The sequence below is a fragment of the Actinomycetospora endophytica genome (genome assembly GCF_021026375.1).
GTDB lineage: Bacteria > Actinomycetota > Actinomycetes > Mycobacteriales > Pseudonocardiaceae > Actinomycetospora > Actinomycetospora endophytica.
Genome location: NZ_JAJNDB010000006.1, coordinates 355,351 through 371,541 on the forward strand (window position 1 = coordinate 355,351; position 16,191 = coordinate 371,541).

At 74.2% G+C, this 16,191-nt stretch carries 10 protein-coding genes and 1 pseudogene; 5 read left to right on the forward strand and 6 right to left on the reverse strand.

Annotated features, from left to right (window positions below; translation table 11 throughout):
- Positions 1-18: 18 nt before the first annotated feature.
- On the reverse strand, positions 19-639 hold the full coding sequence (locus tag LQ327_RS25415) for a hypothetical protein (RefSeq protein ID WP_230738593.1): 621 nt from the start codon (positions 637-639) through the stop codon (positions 19-21).
- 214 nt (positions 640-853) lie between these two features.
- Here LQ327_RS25415 and LQ327_RS25420 point away from each other — a divergent pair, with 214 nt between their 5' ends.
- Positions 854-1,999: a GNAT family N-acetyltransferase gene (locus LQ327_RS25420; protein ID WP_230738594.1), complete on the forward strand. Its 1,146-nt coding sequence runs from the start codon at positions 854-856 to the stop codon at positions 1,997-1,999.
- A gap of 53 nt (positions 2,000-2,052) precedes the next feature.
- On the opposite strand, the pseudogene LQ327_RS25425 reads toward LQ327_RS25420, so the two are convergent.
- From LQ327_RS25425 to LQ327_RS25435, 3 genes and pseudogenes are all read right to left on the reverse strand, one after another.
- Positions 2,053-3,042: pseudogene (locus LQ327_RS25425) on the reverse strand (glycosyltransferase family 4 protein); the annotation flags it as partial.
- Positions 3,043-3,097: 55 nt separating this feature from the next.
- Positions 3,098-4,207, reverse strand: coding sequence for a GNAT family N-acetyltransferase (locus tag LQ327_RS25430; protein WP_230738595.1), 1,110 nt, complete (start codon positions 4,205-4,207; stop codon positions 3,098-3,100).
- A 3-nt stretch (positions 4,208-4,210) separates the two neighbouring features.
- Positions 4,211-6,118: a glycosyltransferase gene (locus LQ327_RS25435; RefSeq protein WP_230738596.1), complete on the reverse strand. Its 1,908-nt coding sequence runs from the start codon at positions 6,116-6,118 to the stop codon at positions 4,211-4,213.
- A 371-nt stretch (positions 6,119-6,489) separates the two neighbouring features.
- Here LQ327_RS25435 and LQ327_RS25440 point away from each other — a divergent pair, with 371 nt between their 5' ends.
- Positions 6,490-6,840, forward strand: a complete 351-nt coding sequence (locus tag LQ327_RS25440; RefSeq protein WP_230738597.1) for a hypothetical protein — start codon at positions 6,490-6,492, stop codon at positions 6,838-6,840.
- A gap of 53 nt (positions 6,841-6,893) precedes the next feature.
- On the opposite strand, the gene LQ327_RS25445 is transcribed toward LQ327_RS25440, so the two are convergent.
- Positions 6,894-8,357, reverse strand: a complete 1,464-nt coding sequence (locus LQ327_RS25445) for a glutamate synthase subunit beta (RefSeq protein ID WP_230738598.1) — start codon at positions 8,355-8,357, stop codon at positions 6,894-6,896.
- Complete coding sequence (gene gltB / locus LQ327_RS25450; RefSeq protein WP_230738599.1) at positions 8,350-13,032, reverse strand: glutamate synthase large subunit; 4,683 nt, start codon at positions 13,030-13,032, stop codon at positions 8,350-8,352. The genes LQ327_RS25445 and gltB overlap by 8 nt, the downstream gene beginning before the upstream one ends.
- An 806-nt stretch (positions 13,033-13,838) precedes the next feature.
- On the opposite strand from gltB, the gene LQ327_RS35015 reads away from it, so the two are divergent.
- The 3 genes from LQ327_RS35015 to LQ327_RS25470 are packed head-to-tail and all read left to right on the forward strand — an operon-like array spanning position 13,839 to position 16,119.
- Positions 13,839-14,234: a DUF3072 domain-containing protein gene (locus LQ327_RS35015; protein ID WP_308286375.1), complete on the forward strand. Its 396-nt coding sequence runs from the start codon at positions 13,839-13,841 to the stop codon at positions 14,232-14,234.
- A complete protein-coding gene (locus LQ327_RS25465) occupies positions 14,231-15,022 on the forward strand; it encodes a pyrimidine reductase family protein (protein WP_230738600.1) in 792 nt (263 codons plus the stop codon). The genes LQ327_RS35015 and LQ327_RS25465 overlap by 4 nt, the downstream gene beginning before the upstream one ends.
- Entirely contained in the window at positions 15,019-16,119 is a 1,101-nt protein-coding gene (locus LQ327_RS25470) for a methyltransferase domain-containing protein (RefSeq protein ID WP_230738601.1), read from the forward strand. Before LQ327_RS25465 ends, LQ327_RS25470 begins: the two co-directional genes overlap by 4 nt.
- Positions 16,120-16,191: the final 72 nt, after the last annotated feature.

The following is a 16,191-nucleotide window of genomic DNA, read 5'->3' on the forward strand; positions in this document are numbered from 1 at the left end:
CGTCGGTGGTCGTCGCGCTCATCGCGACAGGTCCGTACGACGGCCCGTGTCGGTCGCCCGGTGGCCGGCGGCGGCCCGTGCGGCACGGGACGGGCGGCGGTGGAACAGCAGCACGGGGCACGTCTCGTCGCCCGTCGGGGCCGGGGACGCCGGGATGGTGGACGTCCGGCGACGCGCCAGACGCTCGGTCCGCAGATCGATGATCGTCGCGTTCATCCGTGACTCCTCGGCCGGTCGACCCCGGCGGGGCCGATGCTCTGTTGCTCGGGGTCGAGCCTGCGCGAGCGCGCCCGGCGATCCGAGGGGGTGGACCCGCGAGCCGCCGGGGCGCTCCCCCCGATCCGGGTGGGGTCCTCCCCCCGGCCGCGACCGGTGCCGCGCGGGCCGCGGGACGGGCACGACCGAGCCGGCCCCGTCGACGCCGTCCAGCGCGACGAGGTAGGCCACCTCGGCCGCGCCGGCCGGGGTCAGCCCCGCCGGCGTCGTCGTCGGGAGCATCGGGACGCGCGGGTACGCGGACGGGGCCGGGTAGCCGAGGCCCGACGGAGGCTCGGGCAGCAGCGCGACCTCGTCACCGCGCAGCGCCGCGACGAGCGCCCGGAGGAGCACGCCCGGTCCGCGGGCTGCGATGGCGGTCATGGCGTCTCCTCCGACCCGGCGCGGCCCGGGGTGGGCCGACCGGACGAGCGTGGCAACGCGCGGCCGTCGGGTGGATGGTGCGCGCCCTCGACCGGGGTGGGGTCCTCCCCCGACCCGCGGACCCCGGTGTCGCTGATCCACACCCCGCGACGGCGCGACGACGGAGCGCGACGTGCCTGGTCAGGGGCCTACCGGGCCACTAGCGTCCGCGACCATGCGACCGCGGGACCTTCGCGCCCCCGACCCCGATCTCCGCGCGCGGTGGGACGCGCTCGCCCTGGCGTCCGGAGCGGCGCCGTTCATGCGTCCCGGGTGGCTCGGCGCGTGGGCGGACGCCTTCGGCCGTGCGGACGACCTCCGGGTGCTCACCGTCGAGCGCCGCGGCGAGCTCGTGGGCGTGCTGCCGCTGCTGCCGGGTCCGCTAGGGCTCCGTGCGCCCACCAACCACGAGACCGCGCGCTTCGCCCCGGTGCTCGCCGACGACGAGGCCGCCACCGAGCTGGCCGACCGCCTCCTCGCGGCGGGCACCACCGTCGATCTCGGGGCCCTCGCCGTCGAATCCCCGGCGACTCCCGCCCTCCGGGCCGCCGCCGGCCGGGCCGGGGCACCGTCGCTGGAGCGGCCGGTCTGCGTCTCGCCGTGGATCGACACCACCGGGGACCCGGCGTCCTTCCTGGCCCGCCTGTCGAAGAACCGCCGCCACGGCCTGCGCCGGCTACGCCACCGGATGGCCGACGTCGGCGAGGTCGTCCTCGACGTCCGCGACGGCACCGAGCATCTCGACGCCCTGCTCGACGAAGGGTTCGGTCTCGAGGCGCGGCCGTGGAAGCTCGCCGCCGGCTCGGCGATCCGCTCCTCCCCGGCGAGCGTCCGCTTCTACACCGAGGCCGCCCGCTGGGCCGCCGCCGAGGGGATCCTCCGCCTGGTGCACCTGCGGATCGACGGGCGCGGGGTCGCGTTCGGCTACTGCCTGCGCCAGGGCGGCACGCTGTCCTTCCTCAAGCTCGGCATGGACGACGAGCTCGCCAAGCTCGGGCCCGGCGTCGTGCTCACCCACCACCTCGTCGATCACTGCTGCTCCGACCCGGAGCTCGTCGAGCTGGACCTGCTGGGCGACTCCGAGTCGTACAAGGCGGACCTCGCCAGCGGCACCCGCGAGCAGGTCCGTCTCCAGGTGTTCGGCCACCGGCTGACCGGCTCCGCCCACCGCGCCGCCCTGGCCAGCGCGGCGCGGCTGCGCGCCGAGGCGGTGTCCCGCATGTCGGACGACACCCGGGCGCGACTGTCCGCGTGGCGCAACCGCTGGCGACCCGGCGGTGCGAGGGTGTCCGCGAGCAGGTCGTTGACCAGCGCGGAGTAGCGGGCCTCGGCGACCCGCCGGTCGAAGGCCCGGCTGCGCACCCGGGCCCCGCGGCCGAGCTCCGCGCGCAGCGCCCGGTCCCCGGTGAGGCGCACGATCGCGGCCCGCAGCGCCCCGACGTCGAACGCCGGCACCGTGAGCCCCGCACCGGCGCCGATCCACGCCAGCCGCTCGAGGTCGAAGGTGATCACCGGGCGGCCGTGGGCCATGGCCTCGAGCGCGGTGAGGCAGAACGTCTCGTAGCGCGAGGGCACCACCATCACCGAGCAGGACCGCAGCAGTTCCTCCTTCGCCTCGCCGTCGACCCGGCCGAGCAGCCGGACCCGGTCCCCGAGCCCTCCGGTGAGCTCCCGCAGCCGGGCCTCCTCGGCCGCCGTCCCGGACCCGGCGATGTCCAGCCGGATCGTCGGGTCGTCGCGGACGGCCGCGAGGAGCAGGTCGAGGCCCTTCTGCCGGACGTCGATGCGGCCGAGGAAGAGGACCGGGCCCTCGGCGGTGTCGTCGCCGCCGTCGTCGGGCAGGTCCATCCCGTTGGGGATCACGGTGACCCGCGCCCGGGGGCTCGCTTCTCCGACCAGCCGGGCGTCGACGTCGTTGAGCACCACGAAGTGCCGGTAGAGGGCGAGTCCGCGGCGCTCGACCGCCTCGAACGGCAGCCCGTAGCGGCGCTGCATGTCCGCCCCGCACAGCATCTGGACCAGACCGACGACGGGGCAGCGCGCCACCAGCGGCAGCAGGCTGGCCGACACCGGCGGGGTGAGGCTCTCGATCCACACGTCCGGGCGCACCACGAGCGCGAGCACCGGCACGAGCAGCGTGAACAGGATCTGCCCGCCCCGCGGCCCGGCCCACCCGACGGGCAGGTGGACGTACCGCACGCCGTCGCGCACCCCGGACACCGCGCCCCGGTAGGAACCGCAGTAGACGGTGACCTCGTGCTCCTCGGCCAGCCGTGCCGCCACCCGCGCGACGACGGCGGCGCCACCGCCGCCGTAGTGCGGGTTGCCCAGGTCGTCGTAGATCGAGACGACGACGCGGCTCACGACGGCCTGCTCACGACGACCCGGCTCACGACGACCGGGCTCACGACGACCGGGCTCACGACGATCGGCGCAGCTTCGAGACCGCGGCGAACGCGGCGCGGGCGGTGTGCTCGGCGCGCGAGAGCGCCAGCCGCTCGAAGCGCAGCGCCGCGTACGACACCGGCTCCGCGCCGAAGTAGCGCTTGAAGTGCTCCGGCCCCGACCCGGCGTCGGACTCGCCCATGTGGAACCAGCGGATGCCGTGCTCGCAGGCGTCGCGGATGGCCAGGGAGTGCAGCAGGTAGGTCGCGAGGGTCTCCCGGGCGATCCCGGTGGTGTCCATCGCGCACATCCAGCCGACCGCGTGCCCGCCGGGCCCATCTCCCGTCGCTCCGCTCGCCCCGGCTTGCAGCACGACGTTCACCGCCACCGGCTCACCGTCACGCAGCACCGACCACACCACGCACCGCTCCCCCAGCGCGGCGGCCGCCGCGGCCACCTGGCCCGGCCGGTCGCGGCGGGCGGCGAGCCGGCGGGCCAGCGGGAGCGGCTGGCCCCGGTCGGCGGCCCAGCGGTCGACGGACTGGGCGTAGAGGTCGCGGAACACCGCGAGCCCGCGCCCGTCCGGCCCGCTCGCCGTCGTGCCGTCCTCGCGGCGCACGTCGAGGTCGAACTTCTCCGCCTTCCGGACCGAGTTGCGGGCCTGGCGCTTGAAGCCCTTCTCCCAGAGCTGGTCCCAGCCGACGGCGAGGTCGACGACCTGCGACGTGTAGCGGACCCGCGCCACGTCGGGGCCGGCCGCCTCGTCCCAGACCTGCCCCCGCAGCGGCATCGGCACCACCGCGCGGAGCACCGCGGGCCGGGCCCGCAGGTCGTCGAGGACCAGCCGGGCGTCGGCGGCGGTGAGGTCCCCGCCTTCGACGACGGCTCCGCCGTAGCCCCAGCCGTACGGCCAGGACTCCTCGGAGAGCGTCACCCCCGCCAGCCGTCGGGCGGCGAGCGGGAGGACCAGCCGCCGTCCGTCGGCGAGGACGTAGAGCCTGCTCGCGTCGGTGTAGCCGCGAGCAGCCAGGCAGTCCATCCATTCCGGGGACTGGGTGGCCACGGCGTCGGGGTCGGCCGCGAGGACCTCCCGCCAGACGTCGCGGGTCACCGGGGTCGAGCCGGCACGGTCGAGGAGGGTCATGGCTCAGCCCGCCCGGGTGATGGCGGCGGGGGCCGCGGGAACAGTGGTGGTATGGGCGGCCGGCAGGACGCGGCCGCGGTCGGCGACGGTGGCGATCATGGCCGCCTCGTAGCGCTCGACGCAGGTGTCCCAGCCGAGGCCCTCGGCGCGGCGGCGGGCGCGGCGGCCCAGGGCCACCAGGCGCGACCGGTCGGCGGCGAGGCCGTCCAGCGCGGCCGCCAGGGCGTCCACGTCACGGGTCCCGACGACGAGGCCGGTGTCGGACACGAGGTCGCGGACCCCGGGCAGGTCGGAGACGACCGGGACGCACCCGGCGGCCATTCCCTCGAGCACGACCAGACCGAAGGCCTCCGCCTGGGTGACCGACGGGAGGACGACGACGTCGTGCGTGTCATACGCACGGTGCAAATCCTCGTCGGAGACGCGGCCCGCGAACAAGACATTGTCAGCCGAACCGGCCAATGCCTCGTACTCGGCCCGATGCGCTCCGTCACCGATGAGGGTGAGCTCGAGCCCGGGACGGCCGGCGACCGCCGGGATCAGCCACTCGAGGCCCTTGTACGGGCGCATCTGGCCGACGAACAGGACCTTGAGCGGGGCACCGTCCTGGCGCGGCCGCAGCGGCTGGGGCCGGACGTCGACGCCCCACGGCACGACCTCCACCGTCGGGCCGCCCGTGCGGCGCTGCTCGTCGGCGTAGTGCTCGGAGGTGGTCAGGATGCGGTCGGCGCGACCGGACAGGACGCGGTGGAGCCGGTTGTAGACGCGCGACAGCGTCTCCGCGCCGCGGACGGCGAGTGCGCTGTGGTGGGTGTAGAGGATCGGGGTGCCGCGGCGGGCCCCGGCGAGCAGGAGCACGACGTCGCTCATGGTCGGCACCGGGCCGTGGAGGTTGACGACGTCGTAGCCGTCGAGCAGCCGCCCGATCTGCCGCCAGTACGCGACGAGCGGCGAGAACCGGTACTCGCCGAGCATGAGGCGCGGCATCTGCACCGAGGAGAGCACGTCGACGCGGTGGCCGCGCTCGCGCAGCCCGACGGTCAGCCGATCCACGCAGCGCGAGATGCCGGAGACGATCGGCGGCGCCTCGCTGGTGACGATGAGGACCTCGAGACGGGGCGAGGTGTTCTCGCGGGGCCGGCGGTGGTCGTCGAGGCGGATCGGGGCGGCGGACGGCGTCACGACCCGCTGGGCCCGACGCAGCGTCCGGAGGTGCTGCAGGAAGCGCATCCCCTCGCGGGCGGTCGACTTCGACTCCTCCGCGTGGCGGACTCCGAAGGTGAAGGGGACCTCGGCGATGCGCTCCAGCCCGGAGCGGACGACCAGCTCGAGGAGGATCTTGTAGCCGATGGGGTCGACGGCGTCGAGGTCGAGGGCGGCGCGGCGGACGGCGAAGAAGCCGGAGAGCGGGTCGCTCATCTGCGCCACGGCGCCGCCGAGCAGGCGGGCGGCCAGTGCCTTGGAGCCCCGCGAGACCGCGTGGCGGTACGGCGAGCCGAGGCCCGACCCGTCGCCGCCGTGGGCGTAGCGGGTGGCGACGACGACGTCGTGGCCGGGCGCGGCGGCGAGCAGCTCGGCGACGACGGCCGGCGGGTGCTGGAGGTCGCCGTCCATCACGACGGCCCAGTCGGCCCGCGCGGCGCGCAGCCCCTCCACGACCGCCCCGCCGAGGCCGCCGGACGGCTCGTCGCGGTGGATCACGGTGAGGGTGAAGGGGACGGTCGCGGCGCGGGCGCGGTCGGCGGTGTCGTCGGTGGAGTCGTCGACGACGACCACCTCGGCGCCGGCGGGCAGGGCCTCGGCCAGGCGACGGAGCAGCTCGTCGACGTTGCCGGCCTCGTTGAAGGTCGGGATGACGACGGACACCGTCGGGGTGACCGTCCGTGGCGTGGTGGCGAGAGTGGTGAGCATGATCGTCGGACCTCCCCGGTGTCGTCGTGCTCCCTGGTGACACCGAGAAGACTGCTGGTCAGCGCTTTACCGGACGATGGAGCGGACCCCCGGACGGCCGGGGACGTCCCCCGGGCCGAGGTGGGGTTCTCCCCCCGCGCCGGACACGCTCCGGGACGGGTCGACCCCGACGGTGATCGGGCTCTCGGAACGACGTCGCCCGGCGGTACGTCCTGTCGAGTGAGGCCTCGATCGGCGGCACCATCCGGCGCGGAATCGGTTCAGTTCGGCGCGACACCCCGCGTGCCCACTGGGCGCGGAGGGCCCGGAACCGTTGTCTGGAGCAGGACGCACAAGAGCCCCGGAACTCGTCCGGGGCGTGAGGAGGGTCCGTGACGTACGACGCGGTCAGCGCCTACACCGTGCTGCTCGGGGACGGTGTCGGCCCGACGACGGTCAGCGTGCACGGCAGCGCCGTCGACGCCTGGGCGGCGCTCGCGACCGCGCTGGGCGCGCAGTCGGCGCCGGACCGGGTCGACGCGCCACGCCGTCGCTGGCTGCCGGTGCCCCGTCCCGTCGCCGTGGTCCCGCGCGACGGGCTGTCCCAGGACGAGGTGCACGACGCGGCGGAGTCCTGGCGGCAGGTCGACCCCGCGCGCCGCTTCTGGCAGGTCACCTCGCACCGACTGCAGGTGACGGTGCCCGCGATCAACACGAGCCCCGTCGTGAGCCGGTCGGCCTGACGGCCATGTGCGTGCGTTTCCGTGTTCAGACACGGAAACGCACGCACATGCCGTCAGGCGAACGCGCGATCCCCCGGGTTGATCGGCCGCGGGAGCACGCCCCGCCCGGTCAGCTTCTCGTCCACGCCCGCCGCGGCGGAGCGGCCCTCGGCGATCGCCCACACGATGAGCGACTGCCCGCGGCCCGCGTCGCCGGCCACGTACACGCCCGGCACCGAGGTCTCGTACGACGCGTCGCGGCGGATGTTGCCGCGCTCGTCGCACTCGACGCCCAGCGTCTCGACCAGGCCCTCCTTCTGCGGGCCGAGGAAGCCCATCGCGAGGAAGACCAGGTCGGCCGGGATCTCGCGCTCCGACCCCTCGACCGGGGTGAACTTCCCGTCGACCCGCTGCACGTCGACGAGCTTCAGCGCCCGCAGCTCGCCGTCCGGGCCGCCGAGGAACTCCTCGGTGTTCACCGAGAACAGGCGCTCGCCGCCCTCCTCGTGGGCCGAGGAGACGCGGAAGATCGCGGGGTAGGTCGGCCACGGGTTCGACGCCGGCCGCTCGTGGGGCGGGATCGGCATGATCTCGAGCTGGGTCACCGAGGCGGCGCCCTGCCGGTGCGCGGTGCCGACGCAGTCCGCGCCGGTGTCGCCGCCGCCGATCACGACGACGTGCTTGCCCTCGGCGTCGATGTCCGAGCGGGCGTAGTCGCCCTGCTGCACCCGGTTCGACGGCGGCAGGTACTCCATCGCCTGGTGGACGCCGGCGTACTCGCGGCCGGGGATCGGCAGGTCGCGCCAGGCGGTGGCCCCGACGGCGAGCACGACGGCGTCGAAGCGCGAGCGCAGCTCCTCCACCGACAGGTCGTTCTCGCCCCGGCCGCCGACCTCGACGCCGGCGAGGAAGTGCGTGCCCTCGGCCGCCATCTGCTCGAGACGCCGGTCGAGCCGCTTCTTCTCCATCTTGAACTCGGGGATGCCGTAGCGCAGCAGCCCGCCGATGCGGTCGGCGCGCTCGTAGACCGTCACCTCGTGCCCGGCGCGGGTGAGCTGCTGGGCGGTGGCGAGACCGGAGGGCCCGGAGCCGATGACGGCGACCCGGAACCCGGTCTTCGCCTCGGGGGGCTCGGGGCGCACCCAGCCCTCCTCCCAGGCCCGGTCGATGATCTCGATCTCGACCTGCTTGATCGTCACCGGATCGGAGTTGATCCCGAGCACGCACGCCGCCTCGCACGGGGCGGGGCACAGCGTCCCGGTGAACTCCGGGAAGTTGTTCGTGGCGTGCAGCCGGTCGATCGCGACCGACCAGTCGTCCCGCCAGACCAGGTCGTTCCACTCCGGGATCATGTTCCCGAGCGGACAGCCCTGGTGGCAGAACGGGATGCCGCAGTCCATGCAGCGCCCGGCCTGCTTCTTGAGCGTGGTCTCGTTGAGCTCCTCGTAGACCTCGTGCCAGTCGCGCAGACGCAGGTCGACGGGCCGGCGGCGCGGCAGTTCGCGGCCGGTGGTGATGAATCCACGGGGGTCAGCCACGTGCGGCCTCCATGATCGCGTCGTTCACGTCCCGCCCGTCGCGCTCGGCGTCGGCGGTGGCTTCCAGGACCCGCTTGAAGTCCACCGGCATCACCTTGGTGAACCGCATGGTCGCGGCCTCCCAGTCGGTGAGCAGCTGGTGGGCCACGGCGGAGTCGGTCGCGGCGTAGTGCTTCTCCACCAGCGCGCGCAGCTCCTCCAGCGAGACCGCGTCGGGCACCTCGAGCTCGACCATCTGGTGGTTCACCCGGTTCTCGGGCAGGTCGAGCACGTACGCGACGCCGCCGGACATGCCCGCCGCGAAGTTGCGCCCGATCGGCCCGAGGACCACCGCGCGCCCGCCGGTCATGTACTCACAGCCGTGGTCGCCGACGCCCTCGACGACCGCGTGGGCCCCGGAGTTGCGCACGCAGAACCGCTCGCCGACCTTCCCGCGCAGGAAGATCTCGCCGGCGGTCGCGCCGTAGGCGATGACGTTGCCGGCGACGATGTTCTCCTCCGCCGTCAGCGGGGCGTCCGGGTGCGGGCGGACCGTGATCCGGCCGCCCGAGAGGCCCTTCCCGCAGAAGTCGTTGGTGTCGCCGATCAGCCGCAGGGTCACGCCCCGCGGCAGGAACGCGCCGAACGACTGGCCGCCGGAGCCGGTGAAGGTGACGTCGATGGTGTCGTCGGGCAGGCCGTCGCCGCCCCAGCGCCGGGTCACCTCGGAGCCGAGCATGGTGCCGACGGTGCGGTTGACGTTGCGCGCCGGCAGCTCCAGGCGCACCGGCGAGCCGTCGGCGAGGGCACCCTCCGCGAGCTGGATCAGGGTGTGGTCGAGCGCCTTCTCCAGCCCGTGGTCCTGCGGCTTCGACTGGTGCAGCGTCTGCTCCGCGAAGGCGCCGTGCAGCTCCGGGCGGTGCAGGATCGCGGAGAGGTCGAGACCCTCGGCCTTCCAGTGGGACTCGGCGGCGCGGGTGTCGAGCATCTCGGTGTGCCCGATCGCCTCGTCGAGCGACCGGAAGCCGAGCGCCGCGAGGTGCTCGCGCACCTCCTGGGCGATGAACTCCATGAAGGCCACGACGTAGTCGGCCTTGCCGTTGAACTTCGCCCGCAGCGCCGGGTTCTGCGTCGCGACGCCGACCGGGCAGGTGTCGAGGTGGCAGACCCGCATCATGATGCAGCCCGAGACGACCAGCGGCGCCGTCGCGAAGCCGAACTCCTCCGCGCCCAGCAGCGCGGCGATCATGACGTCGCGGCCGGTCTTCAGCTGGCCGTCGGTCTGCACGACGATGCGGTCGCGCAGCCCGTTGAGCAGCAGCGTCTGCTGGGTCTCGGCCAGGCCGAGCTCCCACGGCCCGCCCGCGTGCTTGATCGAGGACAGCGGCGAGGCGCCGGTCCCGCCGTCGTGACCGGAGATCAGGACGACGTCGGCCTTGGCCTTGGACACGCCCGCGGCCACCGTCCCGACCCCGACCTGCGAGACCAGCTTGACGTGGATGCGCGCCGCCGGGTTCGCGTTCTTGAGGTCGTGGATGAGTTGGGCGATGTCCTCGATCGAGTAGATGTCGTGGTGCGGCGGCGGGCTGATCAGGCCGACGCCGGGCGTGGAGTACCGGGTCTTGGCGATCCAGGGGTAGACCTTGTGGCCGGGCAGCTGCCCGCCCTCGCCGGGCTTGGCGCCCTGCGCGATCTTGATCTGGATGTCGTCGGAGTTGACCAGGTACTCGCTGGTGACGCCGAACCGGCCGGACGCCACCTGCTTGACCGCGGAGCGCCGCGAGTCGCCGTTCGCGTCGCGGGTGAAGCGGTTCGGGTCCTCGCCGCCCTCGCCGGTGTTGGACCGCCCGCCGAGGCGGTTCATCGCGATGGCCAGGACCTCGTGCATCTCCTGGGAGATCGACCCGTAGGAGATGGCACCGGTGTTGAACCGCTTGACGATCTCGGAGACCGGCTCGACCTCCTCGATCGGCACCGGCTCCCGCTCGTCCTTGAACGCGAACAGGCCGCGCAGCGTCAGCAGCGCCGAGCTCTGCTCGTCGACCGCGCGGGTGTACTCCTTGAAGACGTCGTAGTTCTGCGTCCGCGTGGAGTGCTGCAGCTTGAACACGGTGTGCGGGTTGAACACGTGCAGCTCGCCCTCGCGGCGCCACTGGTACTCGCCGCCGACCGCCAGCTCGCGGTGGTTCGCCCGGACCCCGTCGGCAGGCCAGGCCAGCCGGTGCCGGATCGCGACCTCCTCGGCGAGGACGTCGTAGCCCACGCCGCCGAGCCGCGAGGTGGTGCCGGCGAAGCAGTCGGCGACGACCTGCTCGCCCAGCCCGATCGCCTCGAAGATCTGGGCGCCGATGTACGACGCGACCGTCGAGACGCCCATCTTGCTCATCACCTTGCGGACGCCCTTGGCCAGCGCCTCGACGACGTGGCGGGTCGCCGTGGGCACGCCGACCCCGGTGATGACGCCGCGGTCGATGAGGTCCGCGACGGTGTCCAGCGCGAGGTAGGGGTTGACCGCGGAGGCGCCGTAGCCGAGCAGCAGCGACACGTGGTGGGTCTCGCGGACGTCGCCGGCCTCGACGACGAGGTCGACCTGGGTCCGCGTCTTCTCCCGCACCAGGTGCTGGTGCACCGCGCCGGTGAGCAGCAGCGTCGGGATCGGGGCGCGGTCCGGGTCGGAGTGCCGGTCGGACAGCACGATCACCCGGGCGCCGTCGGCGACCGCGGCCGAGACCTCCTCGCGGATCTCGGCGAGCCGGGCGTGCAGGGCGTCGCCGCCGCCCGCGATCGGGAAGAGCCCGGAGACCACGTGCGGGGCGAACCCGGGGAGGTTCCCGTCGTCGTTGATGCCGATGATCTGGGCGAGCTCGTCGTCGTCGATCACCGGCAGCGAGACCACCACCCGCCGGCAGGAGGCCGGGCTGACCTCGAGCAGGTTGGTCTCCGAGCCGAGGGAGACCTGCAGCGAGGTGACGAGCTCCTCGCGGTAGGCGTCCAGCGGCGGGTTCGTGACCTGCGCGAAGAGCTGGGTGAAGTAGTCGAACAGCGACCGGCTGCGCGACGAGAACGGGGCGAGCGGGGCGTCGTTGCCCATCGACCCGGTCGCCTCGCCCTGCCCGGTGGCCATCGGCCGCAGCAGGAGGGTCAGCTCCTCGTCGGTGTAGCCGAAGGTCTGCTGGCGCCGGACGAGGACCTCGCGGTCGAACGGCACGCGGTCCCGCGCGGGCAGGTCCGCGAGCTCGATCATCCCGGCGTGCAGCCACTCGTCGTACGGGTGCTCGGCGGCCAGTTCGCCCTTGATCTCGTCGTCGTCGACGATGCGCCGACCGACGGTGTCGACGAGGAACATGCGGCCGGGCTCGAGGCGGCCCTTGCGCACGATCGCGGACGGCTCGATCTCGAGGACGCCCACCTCGGACCCGAGCACGACGAGGCCGTCCTCGGTGACCCAGTAGCGCGCCGGGCGCAGGCCGTTGCGGTCGAGGACGGCGCCGATGACCGAGCCGTCGGTGAACGCGGCGAGGGCCGGGCCGTCCCAGGCCTCCATGATCGTGGAGTGGTACCGGTAGAAGGCCCTCCGGGCCGCGTCCATCTCGGTGTGGTTCTCCCACGCCTCCGGGATCATCATCAGCACCGCGTGCGGCAGCGAGCGCCCGGCGAGGTGGAGCAGCTCGAGCACCTCGTCGAAGCTGGCGGAGTCGCTGGCCTCGGGCGTCACGATCGGGAAGAGCCGGTCGATGTCGCGGGCCGAGAACGCGCCGGTGGCGAGCATCGACTCGCGCGCCCGCATCCAGTTGCGGTTGCCCCGCAGGGTGTTGATCTCGCCGTTGTGCGCGAGGTAGCGGTAGGGGTGCGCGAGGTCCCAGGCCGGGAACGTGTTCGTCGAGAACCGGCTGTGCACCAGGGCGAGCGAGCTGGTGGTCCGCTCGTCGCGCAGGTCGGCGTAGAACGGCCCGAGCTGCTCCTCGGCGAGCATGCCCTTGTAGACGATCGTCCGGCCCGAGAGGCTCGGGAAGTAGGTCTCGCACCCGGCGGCGCGGGTCTCGTGCTCCACGCGCTTGCGCAGCGCGAAGGCACGGCGCTCGAGGGTCAGGACGATGCCCGCCTCGTCGTCGCCGGCGTTCGGGGTGTCGACGACGTGCGTGACGTCGTCGGGCAGGCCCACGAAGAGCTGGCGGAACCGCGGCATGACCTCGCGCGCCGTCGGGCCGATGCCGGCCCCGTCGGGGTCGGTCGGCAGGTCGCGCCAGGTGAGGAGCTCGAGCTCCTCCTCGGCCGCGAGGCGCTCGACGATCGCGCACGCCTCGGCGGCCCGCGCCTCGTCGGTCGGCAGGAACGCGGTCCCCGCGGCGTAGCGGCCGGCCGAGGGCAGCGTGACCCCCAGGTCGGCGAGCAGCGGGCGGAACAGGCCGTCCGGCAGCTGGATGAGGATCCCCGCGCCGTCGCCGGTCGCGTGCTCGGCCCCGCGGGCACCGCGGTGCTCGAGGTTGATCAGGGCCGTGAGCCCCTTCGTGACGATGCCGTGGTCGCGGCGGCCCGCGATGTCGGCGACGAACGAGACACCGCAGGCGTCGTGCTCGTGCGCGGGGTCGTAGAGCCCCTGGGCGCCCGGGCGGGTGCTGGATGCGGTGTCGGCTCCGCGGGCCTGCTGGCCCTGGGTCCGGCCGGTGGTGCTGGTGCCGGTGGCGGTGGTGGCCACGTGCCCCTCCCGTCGTCGACGAAGGTGGTGAGCCGGTCCACGACGGTGTGCGGCCGAACGGCCGAGCAGCGCATACGAAGAGCGGCGGGTCTGGGTGGTTCCGGCGGGCGAGGAGGCGGTCGGCGAGCGGCGGCCGGAGACCGTCACCCGGATACGGGCGGGGGTGAGGAGACGGGCCGGAGAGCGGGAGTCGGGGGACGGCGTCCCGGGTCGGGCCGGAGCGTCGACCGCCGGCCCGGGGCGGACGTCTCCGTGGTGTGGTCCGAAGCAATAAGACGTTAACGGTGCGGAACGTCCTGCGCACTGCCCCGGACGAGATCGGGAACGTGCTGATCGCCACGTTCCGGCAACCTGCCGGCCGTATCCACGACGCTCCCGGCATCCCGACGTGACGTCGTTGTCACTGCCGGTGTCGGCTCGCCCGGGGGCGTCGGTTCCGGCGCCGGGGGCGGGATCGCCGCCCTCGTCGTCGGAGTCCCCGTGCACCGACGGTCCGCTCCGCAGCCCGATCTGCGGGGACCGACGGGTATCGGGGTCGTGGTGTCGGGGTATGCCCTTATGGTCTCGAACGGATGTTCGATCGCACGGAGCGCCTCCGACGCGTGATGCGTCTGTGACGCCCCGCGGCGGTGGGACCGCCCGTGCGAGAAGCAGCAGCACGACCCACGACGGCCACGACCTCGGGAGCCATCATGAGTGAGACCGACACGCGGGACAGTCTGCCGTCCGACACGCCGTCCGGCCAAGACCCTGGACGTCACACAGCTGACACACAGTCGCCGGAGGCCGCTCCGGACCCCCACGGGGTGAAGGCCCAGGGGGACGGATCCGCCGCCGAGAAGGACTCCGCGCAGTGGGTCACAGGGGGCGAGGCGATGACCGGTCCGCAGGCCTCCTACCTGGAGACCCTGGCGCACCAGGCGGGCGAGAAGGTGCCGGAGGGGCTCTCCAAGGCGCAGGCCTCGGACGAGATCGAGCGCCTGCAGTCGTCCGGCGCCGACCGGTCGGGCGAGAGCCCTGGTCCGGACGGGGTGGAGCGCCCGACCGACGAATGGGTCACCGGCGAGGAGCCGATGACCGGCCCGCAGGCCAGCTACCTCGAGACGCTGGCCCAGCAGGCGGGCACCGATCCGCCGACCGGGCTCACGAAGTCGCAGGCCTCGCGGGCGATCGACGAACTGCAGGCGCAGGCGAAGGGGTGAGGCACGTCTGGCCGCCGGGCGGCCCGCCGGGCGAGCTCGACCGGGCGGCCCTCGCGGGGGTCTACGCCTACCCCGCGCGCCTCGACCGGCCCTTCGTGCGCGTGAACTTCGTCGCGAGCGCGGACGGCGCGGTCAGCGCGGGCGGGCTCTCCACCGGCCTGTCCGCGCCGGGCGACCGGCAGGTGTTCGGGCTGCTGCGCGAGCTCGCCGACGTCGTCCTCGCCGGCTCGGGCACGGTCCGCGCCGAGCGGTACCGCGGCGTGCGCACCTCGCCCGAGCTGCGCGAACGGCGCCGGGCGCGGGGTCGGACCGAGGTCCCGCCGGTCGCCGTCGTCACCGGCACCGCCGACCTGGAGCCGGACGCACGGCTGTTCACCGACACCGCGGTCCCGCCGCTGCTGCTGACGACGACGGGCGCGGCCGGCCGGGCGCGGGAGCGGTTCGGCGACACCGCCGAGGTTCTCGCGGTCGGTGAGGAGGTCACGCCCGGGGCGGCGCTCGACGCGCTGGCCGGCCGCGGGCTGTGCCGGGTGCTCTGCGAGGGCGGACCGGCCCTGTTCGGGTCCTTCGCGGCGGCCGGGCTGGTCGACGAGCTGTGCCTCAGCGTGGCGCCGCAGCTCGCCGGCGCCGGGGCGGACCGGATCCTGGGCGGCCCCGCGCTCGAGGACGGGCCGGAGCCGTTGCGGACGGCGTCGGTGATCGCCCACGACGACGGGCTGATGCTCCGGTACCGGACGACGCGCGGCGACCGGGCCGACCCGGACGGTGCCGACCCCGAGGGCGGGTGAAGATCCTCGATGTGACACCCGACGACCGGAGCGCCGCCTACGGCCACGCGCCGGCACACTACCTGTCCCCGGACCGCCGGGACCCGGTGAAGCGGCTCTGGGAGGAGCCGGTGAACCACCGGGTGATCGCCGCCGCCGTCGACGCCCTGCCCGCCTCGTCCCGCCCGCTGCGGGTGCTCGACGTCGGCGCCGGCACGGGCGACGGGCTGGCCCTGCTGGAAGGGGGTCTCGCGCTGTCGTCCGATCCCGGACGACCGATCCACTACGTCGGGCTCGACCCGGACCCGGTGATGATCGAGACCGCCCGGGCGGCCCACGCCGACCGCCCGGACGTCGAGTTCGTCCTCGGCGACGTCCGCGACGACCTGCCCGTCGACGACGTCGACCTCCACCTGTCCGCGGGCGTGCCCTGGTCGCACCTGCGACACGCGGAGTTCCGCGGCGCGCTGACCGGGGTCCTCGCGGCCGCGGCCCGGCGGCGCGGCCCGACGGCGGTCGTCGTCGACGTGCTGGGGCGGTACTCGATCGAATGGACCACCCGCTGGGCCCTCGACGCCTGGGACTACCGGATGTCGTTCTTCCACGGCGCCGGCGAGGGCGACGACGCCGTCGCGATGCCGATGAGCGTCCACAGCCGCCGCACCGTGGCGGCCGCACTGGAGGCCGCCGCGCACGAGACCGGCACCGTGCTGCGCTCGGTGACCTTCCACGACCGGTCGGTGATGGTCGGCCGTCACACCACCACCGGCGCGTTCACCCCGGACCTGCCCGAGTACCGGTCCCTGGTCAACCGCCTCCACGACGGCGACGTCACCCTCGACCTGGACCGGCTGCGCTTCACCGCGCCCACCGTCGACGCCCCGGCCGAGATCGCCGACTTCTTCGCCACGCTCGAGCCCGCGTGGAACGCGCGCGTCGCGGCCGCCGCGGCGCACGAGGCCGCCGCCGGGCCGGCCGCCGCGGTGCGCACCGGTCTGGCGGCGGGGCTGCGCGAGGTCGAGCACAGGCTCCAGCGCGGTCTCGGCGCGGCCCACTCGCTGATCGGCGTCGCGATCGTCGCTCCGCGGGGCGGCGGACCGACGGACGGAGCCGGGTAGTCCGTTCGAGTGACATGCCGTGACGATCCCCCTTCAGGCCGAGTCCTACGGGTAGTCGGCGGCCGCGAGCGT